Annotated in this window: 19 protein-coding genes; 10 read left to right on the plus strand and 9 right to left on the minus strand. The window is 59.6% G+C overall.

Going from position 1 to position 18,903, the window contains the following annotated elements:
• Positions 1-12 precede the first annotated feature (12 nt).
• The gene (gene tlpA, locus AC1ROR_RS14215) at positions 13-681 is read left to right on the plus strand and encodes a thiol:disulfide interchange protein TlpA (protein ID WP_498589767.1); all 669 of its coding nucleotides are present in this window, start codon (positions 13-15) and stop codon (positions 679-681) included.
• A gap of 69 nt (positions 682-750) precedes the next feature.
• Here the strand turns inward: tlpA and AC1ROR_RS14220 are convergent, their stop codons facing one another.
• The 7 genes from AC1ROR_RS14220 to AC1ROR_RS14250 form a co-directional block, all read right to left on the minus strand.
• Entirely contained in the window at positions 751-1,632 is an 882-nt protein-coding gene (locus AC1ROR_RS14220) for a 3-hydroxybutyryl-CoA dehydrogenase (RefSeq protein WP_035222597.1), read from the minus strand.
• Between the two features lie 117 nt (positions 1,633-1,749).
• Positions 1,750-2,679, minus strand: a complete 930-nt coding sequence (locus AC1ROR_RS14225; RefSeq protein WP_498589768.1) for an electron transfer flavoprotein subunit alpha/FixB family protein — start codon at positions 2,677-2,679, stop codon at positions 1,750-1,752.
• A 25-nt stretch (positions 2,680-2,704) separates the two neighbouring features.
• Positions 2,705-3,451, minus strand: coding sequence for an electron transfer flavoprotein subunit beta/FixA family protein (locus tag AC1ROR_RS14230; protein ID WP_035222604.1), 747 nt, complete (start codon positions 3,449-3,451; stop codon positions 2,705-2,707).
• 186 nt (positions 3,452-3,637) lie between these two features.
• Positions 3,638-4,408 carry a rhomboid family intramembrane serine protease gene (locus AC1ROR_RS14235; RefSeq protein WP_035222606.1) on the minus strand — a complete coding sequence of 257 codons (771 nt, stop codon included), beginning with the start codon at positions 4,406-4,408 and terminating at the stop codon, positions 3,638-3,640.
• 32 nt (positions 4,409-4,440) lie between these two features.
• Positions 4,441-5,034, minus strand: a complete 594-nt coding sequence (locus tag AC1ROR_RS14240) for a cob(I)yrinic acid a,c-diamide adenosyltransferase (RefSeq protein ID WP_498589769.1) — start codon at positions 5,032-5,034, stop codon at positions 4,441-4,443.
• Position 5,035: 1 nt separating this feature from the next.
• Positions 5,036-5,233: a twin transmembrane helix small protein gene (locus AC1ROR_RS14245; protein ID WP_004445622.1), complete on the minus strand. Its 198-nt coding sequence runs from the start codon at positions 5,231-5,233 to the stop codon at positions 5,036-5,038.
• A 16-nt stretch (positions 5,234-5,249) separates the two neighbouring features.
• Entirely contained in the window at positions 5,250-6,083 is an 834-nt protein-coding gene (locus AC1ROR_RS14250) for an SDR family oxidoreductase (RefSeq protein WP_498589770.1), read from the minus strand.
• A 180-nt stretch (positions 6,084-6,263) separates the two neighbouring features.
• Between AC1ROR_RS14250 and AC1ROR_RS14255 the strand changes: the two genes are divergently transcribed.
• Positions 6,264-7,181, plus strand: coding sequence for a YihY/virulence factor BrkB family protein (locus AC1ROR_RS14255; protein ID WP_498589771.1), 918 nt, complete (start codon positions 6,264-6,266; stop codon positions 7,179-7,181).
• Here AC1ROR_RS14255 and gluQRS read toward each other — a convergent pair.
• Entirely contained in the window at positions 7,149-8,048 is a 900-nt protein-coding gene (gluQRS, locus tag AC1ROR_RS14260) for a tRNA glutamyl-Q(34) synthetase GluQRS (protein WP_498589772.1), read from the minus strand. The genes AC1ROR_RS14255 and gluQRS overlap by 33 nt on opposite strands.
• Before the next feature lie 38 nt (positions 8,049-8,086).
• On the opposite strand from gluQRS, the gene AC1ROR_RS14265 reads away from it, so the two are divergent.
• On the plus strand, positions 8,087-8,743 hold the full coding sequence (locus tag AC1ROR_RS14265) for a DNA-3-methyladenine glycosylase family protein (RefSeq protein WP_498589773.1): 657 nt from the start codon (positions 8,087-8,089) through the stop codon (positions 8,741-8,743).
• A gap of 6 nt (positions 8,744-8,749) precedes the next feature.
• Here AC1ROR_RS14265 and AC1ROR_RS14270 read toward each other — a convergent pair whose 3' ends face one another.
• Entirely contained in the window at positions 8,750-10,168 is a 1,419-nt protein-coding gene (locus AC1ROR_RS14270) for a helix-turn-helix domain-containing protein (RefSeq protein ID WP_498589774.1), read from the minus strand.
• Positions 10,169-10,286: 118 nt separating this feature from the next.
• On the opposite strand from AC1ROR_RS14270, the gene AC1ROR_RS14275 reads away from it, so the two are divergent.
• From AC1ROR_RS14275 to mce, 7 genes are all read left to right on the plus strand, one after another.
• Positions 10,287-11,819 carry an acyl-CoA carboxylase subunit beta gene (locus tag AC1ROR_RS14275; RefSeq protein ID WP_498589775.1) on the plus strand — a complete coding sequence of 511 codons (1,533 nt, stop codon included), beginning with the start codon at positions 10,287-10,289 and terminating at the stop codon, positions 11,817-11,819.
• Between the two features lie 92 nt (positions 11,820-11,911).
• Complete coding sequence (yghU, locus tag AC1ROR_RS14280) at positions 11,912-12,808, plus strand: glutathione-dependent disulfide-bond oxidoreductase (protein WP_498589776.1); 897 nt, start codon at positions 11,912-11,914, stop codon at positions 12,806-12,808.
• 103 nt (positions 12,809-12,911) lie between these two features.
• Complete coding sequence (locus tag AC1ROR_RS14285; RefSeq protein WP_003520841.1) at positions 12,912-13,289, plus strand: hypothetical protein; 378 nt, start codon at positions 12,912-12,914, stop codon at positions 13,287-13,289.
• A gap of 68 nt (positions 13,290-13,357) precedes the next feature.
• On the plus strand, positions 13,358-14,098 hold the full coding sequence (locus AC1ROR_RS14290) for a PD-(D/E)XK nuclease domain-containing protein (RefSeq protein ID WP_498589777.1): 741 nt from the start codon (positions 13,358-13,360) through the stop codon (positions 14,096-14,098).
• Complete coding sequence (locus AC1ROR_RS14295) at positions 14,098-16,101, plus strand: acetyl-CoA carboxylase biotin carboxylase subunit (protein WP_498589778.1); 2,004 nt, start codon at positions 14,098-14,100, stop codon at positions 16,099-16,101. Before AC1ROR_RS14290 ends, AC1ROR_RS14295 begins: the two co-directional genes overlap by 1 nt.
• 133 nt (positions 16,102-16,234) lie before the next feature.
• The gene (scpA, locus tag AC1ROR_RS14300; protein WP_498589779.1) at positions 16,235-18,376 is read left to right on the plus strand and encodes a methylmalonyl-CoA mutase; all 2,142 of its coding nucleotides are present in this window, start codon (positions 16,235-16,237) and stop codon (positions 18,374-18,376) included.
• A gap of 13 nt (positions 18,377-18,389) precedes the next feature.
• Positions 18,390-18,806, plus strand: a complete 417-nt coding sequence (mce, locus tag AC1ROR_RS14305) for a methylmalonyl-CoA epimerase (RefSeq protein WP_498589780.1) — start codon at positions 18,390-18,392, stop codon at positions 18,804-18,806.
• Positions 18,807-18,903 lie beyond the last annotated feature (97 nt).

The raw sequence follows: 18,903 nt of genomic DNA on the forward strand, positions 1-18,903 counted from the left end.
CTGGAGTATTCGATGACAGAAAAAAGGCCGTTCAGGCTTCCTTCCGCCAAGTTGGTTGCAATTGCTGCCGTTGCCGGTGTCTTAAGCGGCGCGGGCGCGGTCTGGTTCAGGCATATTGGGTCTGAGAGCCCGGTTCAAGGGGCAGCGGTGACTGACGCCGGTTTATGTGAGGGCGCGGCAAACCGCATTGCCTCGCTGAAGCCGTTTCTGAAAGGGCAGGTTGCGGCCATGTCGGGCACAGACAGGCCGCGCGTCATCCCGCTTTCCTTCAAGGGGCCGGAGGCACAGGAGATGACGCTTGCCGATCTCAAGGGCAAGACGGTTCTGCTCAACCTTTGGGCCACGTGGTGCGTACCCTGCCGGGAAGAGATGCCGGCGCTGAACGCTCTGGAACATGACAAGGGCGGCAATGATTTCGAGGTGGTGGCCGTCAATATCGACATTGGCGCGGACGAAAAGCCGAAAGCCTTCATGGACGAATACAAGATCGACGCGCTGAAGCTCTACCGCGACAGTTCCATGGGCGTCTTCAACACGCTGAAAAAAGAAGGCCTCGCTTTCGGCCTGCCCGCGACCATGCTTCTGGACGAAAACGGCTGTCTGCTTGCCGCCATGAATGGCCCGGCCGCCTGGGACAGTGAAGATGCCAAGGCGCTGGTATCGGCAATGAAGGCCAAATAAATTTGCTGATCCGTAGGGGAGGGGTCTCCCTCCCTCATCCGGCTGCCTTCAAGACGTGTCCCTTGGGCTTTAGCGCGTCGGAACCGGCGTCTCGCCGCGATAGTCGTAGAAGCCGCGGCCGGATTTGCGGCCGAGCCAGCCGGCCTCGACATATTTGACCAGCAGCGGGCAGGGGCGGTATTTGCTGTCGGAGAGGCCGTCATGCAGCACCTGCATGATCGACAAACAGGTGTCGAGACCGATGAAATCGGCAAGCTGCAACGGTCCCATGGGGTGGTTCGCACCGAGCCGCATGGCGGTATCGATGGCCTCGACCGAGCCGACGCCTTCATAAAGCGTATAGATCGCCTCGTTGATCATCGGCAGCAGGATGCGGTTGACGATGAAGGCCGGGAAATCCTCGGCGACGGTGATCGCCTTTTCCAGCGTCCGCACATAATCCTTGGCCGCGTCGAAGGTCTTTTCATTGGTGGCGATGCCGCGCACCAGTTCCACCAGCTTCATCACCGGAACCGGATTCATGAAGTGGATGCCCATGAATTGTTCAGGGCGGTCGGTAGCGGATGCAAGGCGGGTAATGGAGAGGGACGAGGTGTTGGTGGCCAAAAGCGCTTCGGGCTTCAGCACGGGGCAGACCTGCGCATAAATCTTGCGCTTGATCTCTTCGTTTTCGGTTGCCGCCTCGATGACGAGATCCATCGGTGCGAGGTCGTTGATATCCGTCGAGCCGCTGATGAGCGCCAGCGCCTCTTTTCGGGCGTCGTCCGAAAGTTTGCCGTTGGTAACCTGGCGGGCGAGGTTGCCATTGATCGTGGCAAGACCGGCTTCAATGCCGTCCTTGGAAAGGTCGTAAATATGAACCTTGTAACCCGCCAAGGCGGAAACATGCGCGATGCCGCAACCCATCTGACCGGCTCCGATGACACCGATATTCTTAAAGGGGGCGGTCATATGCTGGTCTCCTCTTGGGGATTTCATCTGCGTTCTGGTCGGCGATGTTACGCATATCGCCGCAAAAGAGAAGGCGGTGCGTTTAAAAAACGCACCGCCCCCGATAGCTGTTGAAAATCACAGCGCCTTTTCGAGTTCCGGCAGCGCCACGAACAGATCTGCGACGAGGCCATAATCGGCGACCTGGAAGATCGGCGCTTCCTCGTCCTTGTTGATGGCGACGATGACCTTTGAGTCCTTCATGCCGGCCAGATGCTGGATCGCGCCGGAAATACCGGCGGCGATGTAAAGCTGCGGCGCAACCACCTTGCCGGTCTGGCCAACCTGCCAGTCGTTCGGCGCATAGCCCGCATCGACGGCCGCACGGCTGGCGCCGACGGCTGCACCCAGCTTGTCGGCAACGGGAAGGATGACTTCCTTGAACTTTTCAGACGAACCGAGCGCGCGGCCGCCCGAGATGATGATCTTGGCCGATGTCAGTTCCGGACGGTCGGACGAGGCCAGAGCATCGGAAACGAAGCTGGAAAGACCCGGGTTTGCGGCAGCGCCAATGGTTTCAACTGCTGCCGAGCCGCCTTCGGCTGCGGCGGCAAAGGCGGTCGGACGCACGGTGATCACCTTCTTCGCATCGGTCGCCTGCACCGTCTGGATGGCGTTGCCGGCATAGATCGGGCGCTTGAAGGTATCAGGGCTGACGACTTCGATGATTTCCGAGACCTGGGCCACGTCGAGGAGGGCTGCGACGCGCGGCGTGACGTTCTTGGCCGATGCGGTCGCCGGCGCGATGATGACGTCATAAGAAGGGGCGAGCGAGACGATCAGCGCCGCCAGCGGCTCGGCGAGCGCATTGGCATAGGATGCGTCGTCGGCGAGCAGCACCTTGGAAACGCCGGAGAGTTTCGCGGCCGCGTCGGCGGCACCCTTGGCATCGGAACCGGCAACCAGAACGTGGACGTCGCCGCCGATCTGGGTTGCCGCTGTCAGCGTCTTGCCCGTCAGGTCGGAAAGGGTTGCGTTGTCGTGTTCTGCCAGAAGAAGAATGGCCATAAGAATATCTCCCTTTTCCGAAACCTTAGAGGACGCCGTCGGCTTTGAGCTTTTCGACCAGCTCGGCAACCGAACCCACCTTGATGCCAGCCTTGCGGCCTGCCGGCTCCTCGGTCTTCAACACCTTCAGGCGCGGCGAAACATCGACGCCGAAATCGGCCGGAGCCTTTTTGTCGAGCGGCTTCTTCTTCGCCTTCATGATGTTCGGCAGCGAGGCATAACGCGGTTCATTGAGACGAAGATCGGTGGTGACGACGGCGGGAAGCTTCAGCTCAACGGTCTGCAAGCCGCCATCGACTTCACGAGTCACAGCAACCTTGCCGTCGGAAGGCTCGACCTTGGAGGCGAAGGTGCCCTGGCCCCAGCCGAGCAATGCTGCCAGCATCTGGCCGGTCTGGTTCGAATCGTCGTCGATCGCCTGCTTGCCGACGATGACGAGGCCGGGCTGTTCGGCTTCCGCCACGCCCTTCAGAAGCTTGGCGACGGCCAGCGGCTCGACCGTCTCGTCGGTTTCGATCAGGATGGCGCGGTCGGCGCCCATGGCGAGCGCGGTGCGCAGCGTTTCTTCCGCCTTGGCCGGGCCAATGGAGACCACCACAACCTCTTCGGCCTTGCCGGCCTCCTTCAGGCGCAGCGCCTCTTCCACGGAGATTTCGTCGAACGGGTTCATCGACATCTTCACATTGGCAAGCTCAACGCCAGAACCATCCGATTTCACGCGGATTTTCACGTTGTAATCGACGACTCGTTTGACGGGGACAAGGATCTTCATCGGCGGCTTTCCTCAAACTCCTGTCCGCGAGATAAGTAGACCGCGCGGACCTCCAAAAACAGGTTGGCGACATGGATAAGCATTTTTCCCGCAATTACAACGGAGCAATGTTCATTATCACATGCACGCAAGGCATATCTTACGTTGACGTTAACGTAAATACGTTATCTCTTCGCCATGGGCTCATCAGCTCCCGTCATAGCCCCGTTCGATTTGCGACAACCCTGCCGTTTGCGACGGATTCTTGAACTGCGCCGCCTTGGGCGGAACAATGGTGCGGTCAAACAGCGGAACATCGGGCCTGCGCATGAAAATCACCATGATTGCGCCCGCCACTATGCCACCGACATGCGCTCCCCAGGACACGTTCTCTTCCAGCCCGAGCGCCAGCATCAGGAACTGCTGGCCGATCCACAGCGCCAGCGGAATGAAGGCGGGCAGAGGAAGCGGAATGCGCATGAAGACCAGCACCCAGACACGCACCTTTGGGTGCAGCAGGAAATAGGCCGCGACGACGCCGGAAACCGCACCGGATGCGCCGATCAGCGGCCCTTCCGAAGTGGGGGCGACAAAACCGTGCAACAGCGCACCGGCAATGGCGCAGGCGATGTAAAAGATCAGGAAACGGAAATGGCCGAGCGCATCCTCGACATTGTCACCGAAAACCCAGAGAAACAGCATGTTGCCGGCCAGATGCCAGAAATCCAGATGCAGAAATGCGTAGGTGATCACTGTCACATCGTCTGGCACCACCTGCAGGGCCGGCTCGAGATAGGCGTAATCGAAAACCACCGCGGGAATAAAGCCGAGGCCGAGTGCGGCGGCATTGGCCTGCGTGTCGCTGGCAAGTACACCGGTAAACAGCCAGACCAGCACATTGACCACAATCAGGCCGATCGTGACATATTGCAGCCGGATGTGTTTGAGGGAATTCGCATCGTGCAGCGGTATGAACATCGAATGCCCTTTGGTTGCGCAATTGACGCGCTTTAGCGGTTCTTGCCGGGAATCCACAATATGTCGGCCTTGCCCGCATCATTGGCAAAACGGGCGGCGACGAACAGGAAGTCAGACAGGCGGTTGGCATATTTCAGGGCAGCCGCGCTCACGATCTCGTTTTTGGAGACCGAAAGTTCCACCATCAGCCGTTCCGCCCGGCGGCAGATGGTGCGCGCCATGTGCAGATTGGCCGCCGCAGCGCTGCCGCCCGGCAGCACGAAAGAGGTCAGCGGTTCGAGTGTGGCGTTGAGCTCGTCGATTTCGTTTTCCAGCCGGGTGACCTGGCTTTCGACGATACGCAACGGTTCATAGGAGAGCGGTTCGCCGCTATCCGGCGTGGCGAGATCGGCGCCCAGATCGAAGAGGTCGTTCTGGATGCGAAACAGCATCTCATCCAGCTTCTTCATGTCTGCCTTATCAAGGCCACTTGTGTGAAGCCGCGCCACGCCGATGGCCGAATTCGTCTCGTCCACCGTGCCATAGGCCTCGACGCGAAGATCGTGCTTCAGGCGGCGCGGGCCGGACACCAGCGCCGTCGTGCCCTTGTCGCCGGTGCGGGTGTAGATTTTGTTCAGCTTCACCATGTCAACGGCCGCCGCCGGTGAGCCAGAGGGTGAGCATGATCAACGCGATCGCGATGGCCTGCAGGAGAAGGCGAAGCTGCATCAGCTTGTTGGAACGGTTGGCGTCCTGCCCCTTCAGCATGTTGAACAGGCCGCGTATCAGCACGATGACGACAAGGCCCATGACAATAAGGGCGAGAACGGTGGTGAAGCCGGACATGCGGGGTGATTCCTCCTCAATCGAACCTGCGCAACAGACGATAGAACAGTCCGGCAGGCAAGAGCCGTTTCAGCAGGAGCCCCTGTTTGGCGGGAACGGTAACGGGATAATGCGGCTTCGGTCTTGCAGCGGTCAAGGCGTGTTTCAGTACGGCGTAGACGGCATCGGGGCCAAGCTTGTGGCGGCTGACAGGGCCGGAACCGTCCATCCGCGCCAGCTGCCGTTTGTATTCCGCCGCATGGGCAGAATTCTCGAGATCAATATTCCCCTTGATATGGGCAAGCGCGGTTGCCGTGAATTTAGAGGTGATCGGCCCCGGTTCTATCAGGCTCACGTGAATGCCGCTGCCCTGAAGCTCCATCCGCAGCGTCACCCCCAGCCCCTCGATCGCGAATTTCGATGCGGTATAGGCGCCGCGATAACGATAGGGGACGAGGCCGAGAATGGAGGAGCAATGCACGATCCGGCCTGCGCCGCGGGCACGCATGAAGGGAATGACCCGCCGTGTCAGATCATGCCAGCCAAAGACATTGGTTTCGAACTGCGCCCGCAGCGCCTCGACAGGCAGATCTTCCACCGCGCCCGGCTGGCCATAGGCGCCATTGTTGAAGAGCGCGTCGATACGGCCTCCCGTGCGCGTTGCCACCGTCTCTACCAGGGCGGCGATGGTTTCCGGCTTGGTATAGTCCATGATCAGCGTTTCGATGCCCTGATTTTCCAGCGCGGCCATATCAACGATGCGCCGCACGGTGGCGAAGACCCGCCAACCGTCGCGGTGGAGCGCGCCGGCGCAATGGGCGCCGATGCCCGAAGAGCAGCCTGTGATGATGATGACGGGCTTTTCAGACATATGCCGCTCCGGGAAATCGACTATTGCTCTGGCCCGGTTGACCGGTCCGTGAAAATCGCATTGCGCAAAATCCTTCTCGGTGACGGAACCGAAAGCCGACCTTGCGCGCTGTACAAAGCGAAGCTGATTTCCCATATTCGGCTCGAAGTTACAAATGAAATGCCGATGAATGGAGGTGACATGGTTGCCGCAGTGCGCCTGGCAGGCAAGGTTGCCTTCGATGCCTATTCCCATTTCGCCGAGGATGACGGCTGGGCGATGGCGAGCCATATGGCGCTGTCCATTTTGCTGGCCCTGTTTCCGTTCCTGATCTTCGGCACGGCTCTCGCCGGTTTTCTGGGCGCCGACCAGTTTTCCGAAACGGCGGTGCATCTGATTTTCGACACGTGGCCGGAAGCGATTGCCGGGCCGCTGGCGGCGCAGGTGCAGCAGGTGCTGACCATTCCGCGCGGCGGGCTGCTGACGATTTCGGTGCTGGCGGCCGCCTATTTTGCGTCCAATGGTGTGGAAGCGCTGCGCATTTCGCTGAACCGCGCCTATCGAGTCACCGAGACGCGCTGGTGGTATGTCACCCGCCTGCTCAGTCTGCTTTATGTGCTGATCGCCGTTGTGGTCTTCACCGGCATCAGTATCGTGCTTGTCGCGGTGCCGGTCGCCATGTCCTTTGCGGAGGAGAAATTCCCCTGGCTGACGGATGTTCTGAACACCGTCTCCAGCCTCGGTCTTTACGGTACCATCGTGGTTCTGACGGCGGGGCTGGTGGCGGCGCATCTGTGGCTTCCGGCCGGCAAGCGCCGCATCTGGGATGTCTGGCCCGGTATTCTGCTGACGATGATCTTCTGGGTCATCGGTGCCGCGATCTTCGCCTACTACCTCTCCACCTTCGCCAATTATGCCGCCACCTATGCCGGTCTCGCCTCGGTGATGGTGGTACTGGTGTTTCTTTATATGGTCGGCGTCATCTTCATGCTCGGAGCGGAGGTGAATGCCGCCCTGATGAAATACAAGGTCCGGCAGATCATCCGCCGTAATATAGGCGGCGGCAGCGCGCGTCGCGAGCAGGTTCTAGAGGAGCCCGACAAGCCGGCGGATATCTGAGGGCGCTGCACCTTCCGAACGAAGGGCGGAAAGCCCGGTGCTGCCTTCGCTTTTCGAGAGCTTGCGCCCGTCCGCGCCCAAGATCAGCCGGTGATGGTGATAGGCCGGTTGCGGCAGGTCCAGCAGGTATTGCAGCAGCCGGTGAATGGCGGTGGCGTGGTAGAGATCCATACCGCGTACCACATGGGTTATGCCCTGCAGCGCATCATCCACCACAACGGAAAGATGATAACTCGAAGGCGCGTCGGAACGCGACAGTACCACATCGCCCCAAAGCGCGGGCAGGGCCTCGATCTGCCCTGACTCACCATCGCCGCTCTCTTCCCAGAATAGAGGGATGCCGGCGGCGCGGATCGCCTTTTCCATATCGAGCCGCCAGGCGTGCGGACGGCCGGAGGCGAGCAGCGCATCCCGCTCCGCCCTTGGCCTTTCCCGGTCTATGGCCGGATAAAGCGGCGCGCCATCGGGATCGCGCGGCCAGAGCCCTCCCTCCGCCTCAAAAGTACGAACGATTGCCTTCGTTTCTCCACGGCTCAAAAAGGCAGGGTAAGCGAGCCCTGCCTCGATCAGCCTGTCCAACGCCAGGCGGTATTCATCGAAATGCTCCGATTGCCGCCGAACCGGTTTCTCCCAGTCGAGACCCAGCCAGCCAAGGTCATCATAGATCGCCTGTTCCAGCTCCGGGGTGCAGCGTGTCTGGTCGATATCCTCGATGCGCAGCAGAAAACGGCCGTCATTGTCTCGCGCCATATCATGGTTCAGGAAGGCTGAAAGCGCGTGGCCGAGATGCAGCAGGCCATTGGGGCTTGGCGCAAAACGGTAAACCGGTTTTTGACGGAGAGGCGAAGGCATGGTTTCTTCTGCCATGTTTTAAAGCACCCCGCCAGCGGCTCGCGGCATATGGAATGACGGACATGAAAATCATCACCGGGATGGACGACATAAGCGAAGGGCTGGAGCATCTCGCCCACCTCGATCCGGCTCTCGGCCTCGTCATCGAAAAAGCCGGTCCGCTGGAACTGCGCATTCACGAGCCCGGCTTTGCCGGCCTTGCCCATATCGTCGTCTCGCAGATGGTGTCGCGCGCCAGTGCCAATGCCATCTGGGCGCGAATCATCGCCGGCACCGATGGTGTGGTCACGGCGGAAAATTATCTCGCCGCGCCCGAAGAATTGCGCGCCACATTCGGCCTTTCCAGAGCCAAGGCGACGACGCTGGAAGGGCTGGCCCGCGCCGTCGCCGAAGGAAGGGTCGATCTTGATGGCGTGGTGCGCAAGGAGGGGAGTGCAGCCCTTTCCGAACTCGTGGCGCTTCGTGGCATAGGCCCATGGACGGCGGAGGTCTATCTGATGTTCTGCGGTGGGCATCCGGATATCTTTCCTGTCGGCGATGTGGCGCTGCGATCGGCAGTGGCGCATGCGCTTGCCCTGGAGGTGAGGCCGGAAGCGAAGTGGCTGGCTGAGCGGGCAACAATCTGGTCGCCGTGGCGCTCTGTGGCCGCCCGGCTTTTCTGGGGTTATTATGCCAACATCATGCGTCGCGCCATGGTGCCGCTGCCCTGAGCGGGGTTAAAAATCGGCGATACTGTAAGGCAACGCTCCGCGCGAAAGATGGTCGAAATGCAGCTTGCGTTTCAGCGGCGGCACGGCGCGCTGCACGCAATCCACTCTTTCGCAAACCCGACAGGAAATGCCGATCGGTTTGAAGGACGCCGCATTGCCGAGATCGAGCGTATCGGCATAGACGAAATTCTGCGCATGGGAAATTTCGCAGCCAAGCGCGATGGCGTAACGCGGCCTTTCCGTATTGAAACCAGCGCCGGCCTTTTCGATTTGCGTGGCGATGGAAAGATAGCGCACGCCGTCAGGCGTTTCCGCCAGCTGCCGCACGATCCTGTCGGAGCTTTCGAAAGCCTGATGGATATTCCACAGCGGACAGGCCGCGCCAAAACGGGCAAATTGCAGCCGCGTGGCGCTATGGCGTTTGGTGATGTTGCCGGCGCGGTCGATCTTGGCGAAAAAGATCGGTACGCCTTTCATGCCTGGGCGCTGCAAGGTGCTCAGCCGGTGGGCCACCTGCTCAAGGCTCGCGCCGAAACGCACGGCCAGAAGTTCGAGATCGTGGCGTAGCTCCTGCGCCGCCCGGTGAAAGCGGCCATAGGGCAGGATGAGCGCTGCGGCGAAATAATTGTGCAGTCCGATACGACAGATTTCTGCCGCTTCCGTGTTGCGGAAACCGGCGCCGGCCAGCACCCTGTCCACCGTCGCACCGGCGTGAAGCTGGGCTATCTGCAATGCAAGCTGAAAACAGCGGGTCGGCGCGGCCATGTAGGAGCTGAGGGCAAGGGTTTTGCCGGCAGGATCGAAGTGCCGGATCAGACCGCCCGCCGCCTCGGTTCGGGTGATATGGATGCCGTAACGGCTGCGCAGATGCGCCGCCAGAATGCCGTATGTCTCGCCGCCTTCTATCTCCAGTTCTTCCGCCAGCTCCTCGGCCAGAAGATCGATCTCGGCAACGTAATTGTCGACGAAGTGGAAGAAGTCGCGCACCTCCTCATAGGGGGTTCTTTCCACCTGCGCGGTGCCGCGGCCAAGCCGGTCATCCAGCTGCACCAGCTGCTCGCTGTTCTGGCGATAGGCCTGATGGGCGCGCAGCAGCGCATGGGCAAAACCCGGCGCGTTCTGGGCGATCAGCTTCAACTCCTGAAGCCCCGGCTCGTAATTCAGGAACAGCGGGTCTTTCAGCGCCTCGCGCACGGCGGAAACCAGCCGGTCGCTTTCACCGGTCGCCAGTTCCGCCATATCGAGCTGGAATTTTTCCACCAGCGTCACCAGAACGCTGGCCGAAACCGGGCGCTGGTTATTCTCGATCTGGTTCAGGTAGCTCGCGGAAATGCCCAGCCGTTCGGCAAATTGCGCCTGCGTGGCGCGGGCGTTTTCGCGAAGGCCGCGAACCTTGCGGCCGATGAAGAGTTTTTCCGTCGCCATGTTGCAACTTTGCAAAATTAAACATTGCAAATATTTATGGCACGCATACGCGCACGATCAAGGCTTCTAGGCGAATGTTTTCTAAGCTATTGATTTTGGGGAAACGCATGGAGGAAACATGCCCAGCATTCTGGAGCAATTGCAGACGCGCCGCGACGAAGCGCGGCTCGGCGGCGGCGTCAAACGCATCGAAGCGCAGCATGGCAAGGGCAAGCTGACGGCGCGCGAGCGTATCGATGTGCTCCTGGATGAAGGTTCCTTCGAGGAATACGACATGTACGTCACCCACCGGGCGGTGGATTTCGGCATGGCGGAGCAGAAGGTGGCGGGTGACGGTGTCGTTACCGGCTGGGGCACCATCAATGGCCGACAGGTCTATGTGTTTTCGCAGGATTTCACCGTGCTTGGCGGTTCGCTCTCGGAAACCCACGCCCAGAAAATCTGCAAGATCATGGATATGGCGGTGCGCAACGGCGCGCCGGTGATCGGCCTCAACGACAGCGGCGGGGCGCGCATTCAGGAGGGCGTGGCCTCGCTTGGCGGTTATGCCGATGTGTTCAAGCGCAATGTCATTGCCTCCGGCGTCGTGCCGCAGATTTCCGTCATCATGGGACCTTGCGCGGGCGGTGCCGTCTATTCGCCTGCTATGACCGATTTCATCTTCATGGTGCGTGATACCTCCTACATGTTCGTGACCGGGCCGGATGTGGTGAAGACTGTCACCAACGAGATCGTTACGGCCGAAGAACTGGGCGGAGCCTCCACCCATACGAAAAAATCCTCCGTCGCCGACGGCGCTTATGAAAACGACATCGAGACGCTGGAGCATGTGCGGCTGCTGTTCGATTTCCTGCCGCTGAACAACCGCGAAAAGCCGCCGGCGCGCCCCTTCCACGACGATCCGGCGCGGCTGGAAGCACGGCTCGATACGCTGATTCCTGATAGTTCCAACAAGCCCTATGACATGAAGGAACTGATCCACGCGCTGGCCGATGAGGGCGATTTCTTCGAGCTGCAGGAGGCCTTTGCCCGCAACATCATCACCGGGTTCATCCGTCTCGAAGGCCAGACGGTGGGGGTTGTCGCCAACCAGCCGATGGTGCTGGCCGGCTGCCTTGATATCGACAGTTCGCGCAAGGCCGCCCGTTTCGTGCGTTTTTGCGATGCCTTCAACATTCCGCTGCTGACGCTGGTGGATGTGCCGGGCTTCCTGCCGGGAACCGCGCAGGAATATGGCGGCGTCATCAAGCACGGCGCAAAACTTCTCTTCGCCTATTCGGAAGCGACGGTGCCGATGGTGACGCTGATCACCCGCAAGGCCTATGGCGGCGCTTATGACGTGATGGCGTCCAAACATATCGGCGCGGATGTGAATTACGCCTGGCCGACGGCGGAAATCGCCGTGATGGGCGCGAAGGGGGCGGCGGAAATTCTCTATCGTTCCGAGCTTTCCGATCCGGAAAAGATCGCCGCGCGCACGAAGGAATATGAAGAGCGTTTCGCCAATCCCTTTGTGGCGGCGGAGCGCGGGTTTATCGATGAGGTCATCATGCCGCATTCCTCACGCCGCCGCATCGCCCGCGCCTTCGCGTCGCTGCGTAACAAGAGCGTGGAAACCCGCTGGAAGAAACACGACACTATTCCGCTCTGAGACTGGAAAAATGCTTCGGCCACCTTACTATATGTTTGTTCAGGCGCCCGGATGTCCGGATGTCCTCCCGAAACGCACAAGGACAGATTTTTATGGCCGAGAATTCCTCCGCAGATAATTTCCCCGCCGGATATGAAGTGCCCAAGGTCTGGACCTGGGACAAGGGCAATGGCGGCCAGTTCGCCAGTATCAACCGCCCGATTGCCGGTCCCACCCATGAGAAGGAACTGCCGGTCGGCAAACACCCGTTGCAGCTTTATTCGCTGGCGACGCCGAATGGCCAGAAGGTCACCATCATGCTGGAAGAATTGCTGGCCGCCGGCCACAAGGGCGCAGACTATGATGCCTGGCTGATCAAGATCGGCGAGGGCGACCAGTTCGGTTCCGGTTTCGTCGGCGTCAATCCGAATTCCAAGATCCCGGCGCTGATGGATCACTCGACGCCTGAGCCGACGCGCGTTTTCGAAAGCGGCTCCATTCTCGTTTACCTCGCGGAAAAATTCGGCGCATTCCTGCCGAAAGAGGGCAATGCCCGCACGCAGGCGCTGAACTGGCTGTTCTGGCAGATGGGCTCCGCCCCCTTCCTCGGCGGCGGTTTCGGCCATTTTTATGCCTATGCGCCGGTGAAGATCAAATACGCCATCGACCGCTACGCCATGGAAGTCAAACGCCAGCTCGACGTGCTGGACCGGCATCTGGCCGAGAACCGCTATCTGGCGGGTGATCAATATACGATCGCCGACATGGCCGTCTGGCCGTGGTACGGTAAGATCGCGCTCGGTCAGGCCTATGGCGATGCCGGTGCGTTCCTTGAAGCCGACGGTTACAAGAACGTCATGCGCTGGACGCTCGAAATCGGCGAACGCCCGGCGGTCAAGCGTGGCGTGATCGTCAACAAGACCTCGGGCGATCCGTCCGAACAATTGCATGAGCGCCACGATGCCTCCGACTTCGAGACGAAGACGCAGGACAAGATCGGCAGGGCGTAAGAAAAGATTAGAGCGCCAAAAGCGCTCTAACTATTTGAATTGGCGCATTTCCGGACGTAAAAGCAAGGCAGCTTTTACTGGAAATGTTCTGGAAGGACAAAAGATGGCGAACCTGCCCGAAATGACCAAACACAAGGGATTTCCCTCCGGCATGCCGAGCACGGGTGTCCAGTTCACCATCCGCCGCGCCAACCCCAAAGGGGTAACACCTATCAAGATGATACCCCGCCGGGCGCGCAACGACACCAAGGAGCATCGCATCGATGCCGCCTTCCTGCACTCGCTCTGGCACCATTTCGGTGCCGAGCCCTTCGAGCGCGGCAATCTCGACGCCGCCCGCCTCAACCTGCTCTTCGGCCGTGAGGTCGTACCGGCGGAGAAGAATTTCGATCCGCTTTCCTATCAGGCAATGCTGGTGATCGATGAGCGCGTCGCGCGGCAAAACTTCCCGGAATCCTTCGAGAACTTTTTCGAGATTTGAGTGGATAAAATCGGAGAGATCATTGCGCTCTCCGATAACTAAAATTGCAGTGCGAGGGGAAAAGGTCAGTGGAACCAGACAAAGTTGCCAGTTTAGCTAGACTTTTTCGCCAATCGGACGCTTTGCGGCGTGCTATGGAGCAAGTTTTTTCGGGTACGACACCGGATCACGCTAAATGGAGCTCCACAAACTCTTTTGTAAGGGCCTATAATAGGTTTGCCGAAAAATATTACGCGCTCTCTGGTGAAGGCGCGATGTTATTTGATGAAAGTAAACTAACCGGTTGGGCCGATACTTTGTGGCCTCTCCAAAAAGGCATATTCGACCAAGTTTATGCTGAATTGCTGATCTTAATATCCCAGCTTTCAGAGTATGAATTTGGCGCGGAGGCATCGCTCTCTGAATTGTCGGATCTTTTGTATGTAAATCTACGGAAAGCGATTTTCAGTAAGCCAGATAAGGAACTCGAAGTACAAAATGCTGTTGAGGCTTTATTGATCGGCCGTGGATACCAAAAAGGTGTTCACTATGACCGTGAATCGGGACGAGTTAGATTTTCTGGTAAGGATTTTATACCTGATTTTAACTTTCACAGTATCCACACGGCACTGGAAATTAAACTCCTAAAAGAGGGAACTCACCCATCCGCTATTGTTGAGCAGTTAAGTGCCGATATACCAGCATATAAAAGTCGCTATGCTCATGTTTTATTTTGTGTTTACGACGTCGGTGTCCTTCGGGATATTCAGGAATTTCAAACTGGTTTTGAGAACACAGATGGCGTTCGCGTTTGCGTGGTGAAACATTGATGATCAAGAAAATCCTCATCGCCAATCGCGGCGAGATCGCCTGCCGGGTCATCAAGACGGCGAAGAAAATGGGCATCGCCACTGTCGCGGTCTATTCGGATGCGGATGCCAATGCGCTGCATGTGAGACAAGCGGATGAGGCCGTTCATATCGGCCCAGCCCCCTCATCGCAGTCCTATATCGTCATCGACAGGATTCTTGAGGCAATCGCGAAGACCGGGGCGGATGCTGTCCATCCCGGTTACGGTTTCCTGTCGGAAAATGCTGCCTTCGCCGAGGCGCTGGAAAAGGCGGGCGTCGTCTTCATCGGCCCGCCTGTTGGCGCCATCAAGGCCATGGGCGACAAGATCACCTCCAAGAAACTGGCCGCGAAAGCGGGTGTTTCCACCGTTCCCGGCCATATGGGATTGATCGAGGATGCGGATGAGGCGGTGAGGATCGCCTCGCAGATCGGTTATCCCGTCATGATCAAGGCGTCGGCCGGCGGCGGCGGCAAGGGCATGCGCATCGCCTTCAACGATGCTGAGGCGCGCGAGGGTTTCCAGTCCTCGAAAAACGAGGCGAAATCCTCCTTTGGCGATGATCGCATTTTCATCGAAAAATTCGTCACCCAGCCGCGCCACATTGAAATTCAGGTGCTGGGCGACAAGCACGGCAACACACTTTATCTGGGTGAGCGCGAATGCTCGATCCAGCGGCGTAACCAGAAAGTCATCGAGGAAGCCCCATCGCCCTTTCTGGACGAAGCCACCCGCAAAGCCATGGGCGAGCAGGCCGTGGCGCTGGCGAGAGCGGTCGGTTACCATTCGGCCGGCACGGTGGAGTTCATCGTCGATGGCGAGAGGAATTTCTACTTTCTGGAAATGAACACCCGCCTGCAGGTGGAGCATCCGGTAACGGAACTCGTCACTGGCATCGATCTGGTTGAGCAGATGATCCGTGTGGCATCAGGCGAAAAGCTCTCCTTCGGGCAGGCGGATGTGAAGCTGAACGGCTGGGCCATCGAAAGCCGGCTTTATGCTGAAGACCCCTACCGCAACTTCCTGCCCTCCATCGGCCGGCTGACGCGATATCGCCCGCCGCAGGAAGGTGCGCAGGAAAACGGCACCGTCATCCGCAACGATACCGGCGTTTTCGAAGGCGGCGAAATCTCGATGTATTACGATCCGATGATCGCCAAGCTGTGCGCTCTGGGCAAGGATCGTGAAACCGCCATTGACGCCATGGGGCAGGCGCTGGATCGTTTCGAGGTGGAGGGCATCGGCCACAATCTGCCCTTCCTGTCGGCCGTCATGCAGCATGAGCGTTTCCGCGCTGGCCGCTTGACGACGGGTTTTATCGCGGAAGAATTTCCGGAAGGATTTTCCGGCGTGGAACCGGATGAGGCCACGGCGCGCCAGCTTTCCGCCATCGCCGCCATCATCCATCAGCGGCTGCAGAGCCGCGCGGTCGAAATTTCCGGCACCATCGGCAATCACCGCCGCATTGTCGGTCAGGACTGGGTGGTGTCATCAGGCGCATCCCGCCACAGGGTCAGCGTTGAAACCGGCACGGATGGTACGGCGGTCCGTTTTGAAGACGGGGCGGCGCTCACCGTCGATACCGGCTGGCTTCCCGGCCAGAGCCTTGGCCTGTTCACGGTGGAAGGTGAGGTTATCGCCGCCAAGGTCGATCTTGCAGGTGCTGCTATCCGCCTGCGCTGGCGTGGCATGGATATTCGTGCCCATGTGCGCAGCCCGCGTGTGGCGGAACTGGCGCTGCTGATGCCGGAAAAACTGCCGCCGGATACATCGAAACTGCTGCTCTGCCCCATGCCGGGCGTCATCACCGGTATTTCGGTGGGTGAGGGCGATGAGGTGGAGGCCGGGCAGGCGCTGGCGACGGTGGAGGCCATGAAGATGGAAAACATTCTGCGTGCGGAAAAACGCGGCCGCGTTGCCAGAGTGGCGGCAAAACCGGGCGACAGCCTTGCGGTGGATGAAGTCATCCTCGAATTCGAGTGAAGACCGCTGCCGTTTTTCCGGAACGCATGTGGGCCGGAGCGGTTTACGGGGTCGGACCTGCGGGCGGATCGTTCGATTTTCGTCACGATCACCCGTCATGGTGCTAAAATGAAATGCAGAAGGGGAGAGATGCATGTCGGGTGAAAAAACGGTGCGGGATTGGCTGCAGCTTGCCGAAAAGGAGCTGAAGCGCTCACCGGAAACGCTCGTCTGGCACACGCCCGAAGGTATCGAGGTCAAGCCGCTCTATACGGCTGACGATCTTCAAAAGATTTCCCATCTCGGCAGCCTGCCGGGCTTTGCACCTTTCACGCGCGGCCCGCGCGCCACCATGTATGCCGGCCGGCCCTGGACCATCCGCCAATATGCCGGTTTTTCCACGGCCGAAGCCTCGAACGCCTTTTACCGCAAGGCGCTCGCCGCCGGCCAGCAGGGCGTTTCCGTGGCCTTCGATCTCGCCACCCATCGCGGTTATGACAGCGATCACCCGCGCGTCGAAGGCGATGTCGGCAAAGCCGGCGTGGCGATCGACAGCGTCGAGGACATGAAAATCCTGTTCGACGGCATTCCGCTCGAGAAAGTCTCGGTGTCGATGACCATGAATGGCGCGGTCATTCCCGTGCTCGCCAGTTTTATCGTTGCGGGGGAAGAACAGGGCGTTCCTCGCGCCGCCCTTTCCGGCACCATCCAGAACGATATCCTCAAGGAGTTCATGGTCCGCAATACCTATATCTATCCGCCGGAACCCTCGATGCGGATCATTGCCGACATCATCGAATATACGGCGAAGGAGATGCCGAAATTCAATTCCATCTCCATTTCCGGCTATCACATGCAGGAAGCGGGCGCGACGCTGGTGCAGGAGCTTGCCTTCACGCTGGCGGATGGCCGCGAGTATGTGCGGGCGGCGCTGGCCAAGGGGCTGAATGTCGATGATTTCGCCGGGCGCCTGTCGTTCTTTTTCGCCATCGGCATGAATTTCTTCATGGAGGCTGCCAAGCTGCGCGCCGCGCGCCTGCTCTGGTCGCGCATCATGGAGGAGTTCAAGCCGCAGAAGGCATCGTCGCTGATGCTGCGCACCCATTGCCAGACGTCCGGCGTCTCGCTGCAGGAGCAGGACCCCTATAACAACATCGTCCGCACCGCCTTTGAAGCCATGTCCGCCGTGCTCGGCGGCACGCAGTCGCTGCATACCAATTCCTTCGATGAGGCGATTGCCCTGCCGACGGAATTTTCCGCCCGCATCGCCCGCAATACCCAGCTTATCCTGCAGCACGAAACCGGCGTCACCAAGGTGGTCGATCCGCTGGCCGGCTCCTATTATGTCGAAAGCCTGACGGATGAACTGGCAGAGAAGGCCTGGGCGCTGATCGAGGAGGTCGAGGCGCTTGGCGGCATGACCAAGGCGGTGGCGGAAGGCCTGCCGAAACGGCTGATCGAAGAGGCCGCAACACGCCGGCAGGCGGCGGTGGACAAGGGCGAGGAGGTCATTGTCGGCGTCAACCGTTACCGTCTCGAAAATGAAGAGGATATCGATGTTCTCGATATCGACAACGCCGCCGTTCGCGCCGCGCAGATCCGCCGCATCGAAGAAACGCGCCGTCGCCGCGATGGCAAGGACGTGACCGCCGCTTTGGCAGCACTTTCCGAGATCGCCCGCAGCGGCAAGGGCAATATTCTCGAAGCCGCCGTTGTCGCCGCCCGCGCCCGCGCCACGGTGGGAGAGATTTCCGATGCGCTGCGTGCGGCCTTCGGCGACCATGCCGCCGTGCCGGAGGTGGTGAGCGATATTTACGGCGAGGCCTATAAGGACGAGCCGGAACTTGCCACGCTCGCCGCCCGGCTTTCCGGTGTGGCTGAGAGGATCGGCACCAAGCCGCGCATCATGGTCGCCAAACTCGGGCAGGACGGGCATGATCGCGGCGCGAAGGTCATCGCCTCCGCCTTCGGCGATATCGGTTTCGATGTGCTGGCCGGCCCCCTGTTTCAGACGCCCGTTGAAGCGGCTGATCTCGCCATCCAGAACAGGGTGCATGTGGTCGGCATGTCGTCGCTTGCCGCTGGCCACAAGACGCTTGCGCCGCAGCTGGTCGAGGCGCTGAAAAAGAAGGGCGCGGAAGACATCATCGTCGTCGTGGGCGGCGTCATTCCACGGCAGGATTATCAGTTCCTGCTCGACCACGGTGTCTCGGCGATTTTCGGACCAGGCACCAATGTCATGGATGCCGCCAACAAGGTCCTCGACCTGCTCGAAGGCGTCAGGCGGAACGCGTGAGGGAAAGACGGCCATGTTCGGAAGATTGAATCACGTCGCCATCGCGGTGCCCGATCTCGAAGCCGCCATTGCCCGATACAGGCTGTTGGGCGCAGATGTCTCAGAGCCGCAATCCCTGCCTGAACACGGCGTGACCGTGGTTTTCATTCAGGCTGACAATACCAAGATCGAACTTCTTTATCCGCTCGGCGAAAATTCGCCGATTGCCGCTTTTCTCGAGAGAAATCCGGGCGGCGGCACGCATCATCTCTGCTTCGAAGTGCCTGACATTGTCGCGGCGCGCGACGATCTGGTCAAAAAAGGCGTTCGAATTCTGGGTAATGGCGAGCCGAAGATCGGCGCGCATGGCAATCCCGTTCTTTTCCTGCATCCGAAGGATATGGGCGGCGTGCTCTATGAGCTTGAGCAGGTTTCCCCGACACATAGCTGAAACACAGACCCCGTAAGAGGCTGGCCATACGGTGGACGGCGCGCAGCGGCCGTTCATCTTTGCCGGAACGTGTTTCGTTTGTTTTCTTTTGACATTC

This window comes from Agrobacterium sp. GW821-FHT14E08 (genome assembly GCF_058803865.1).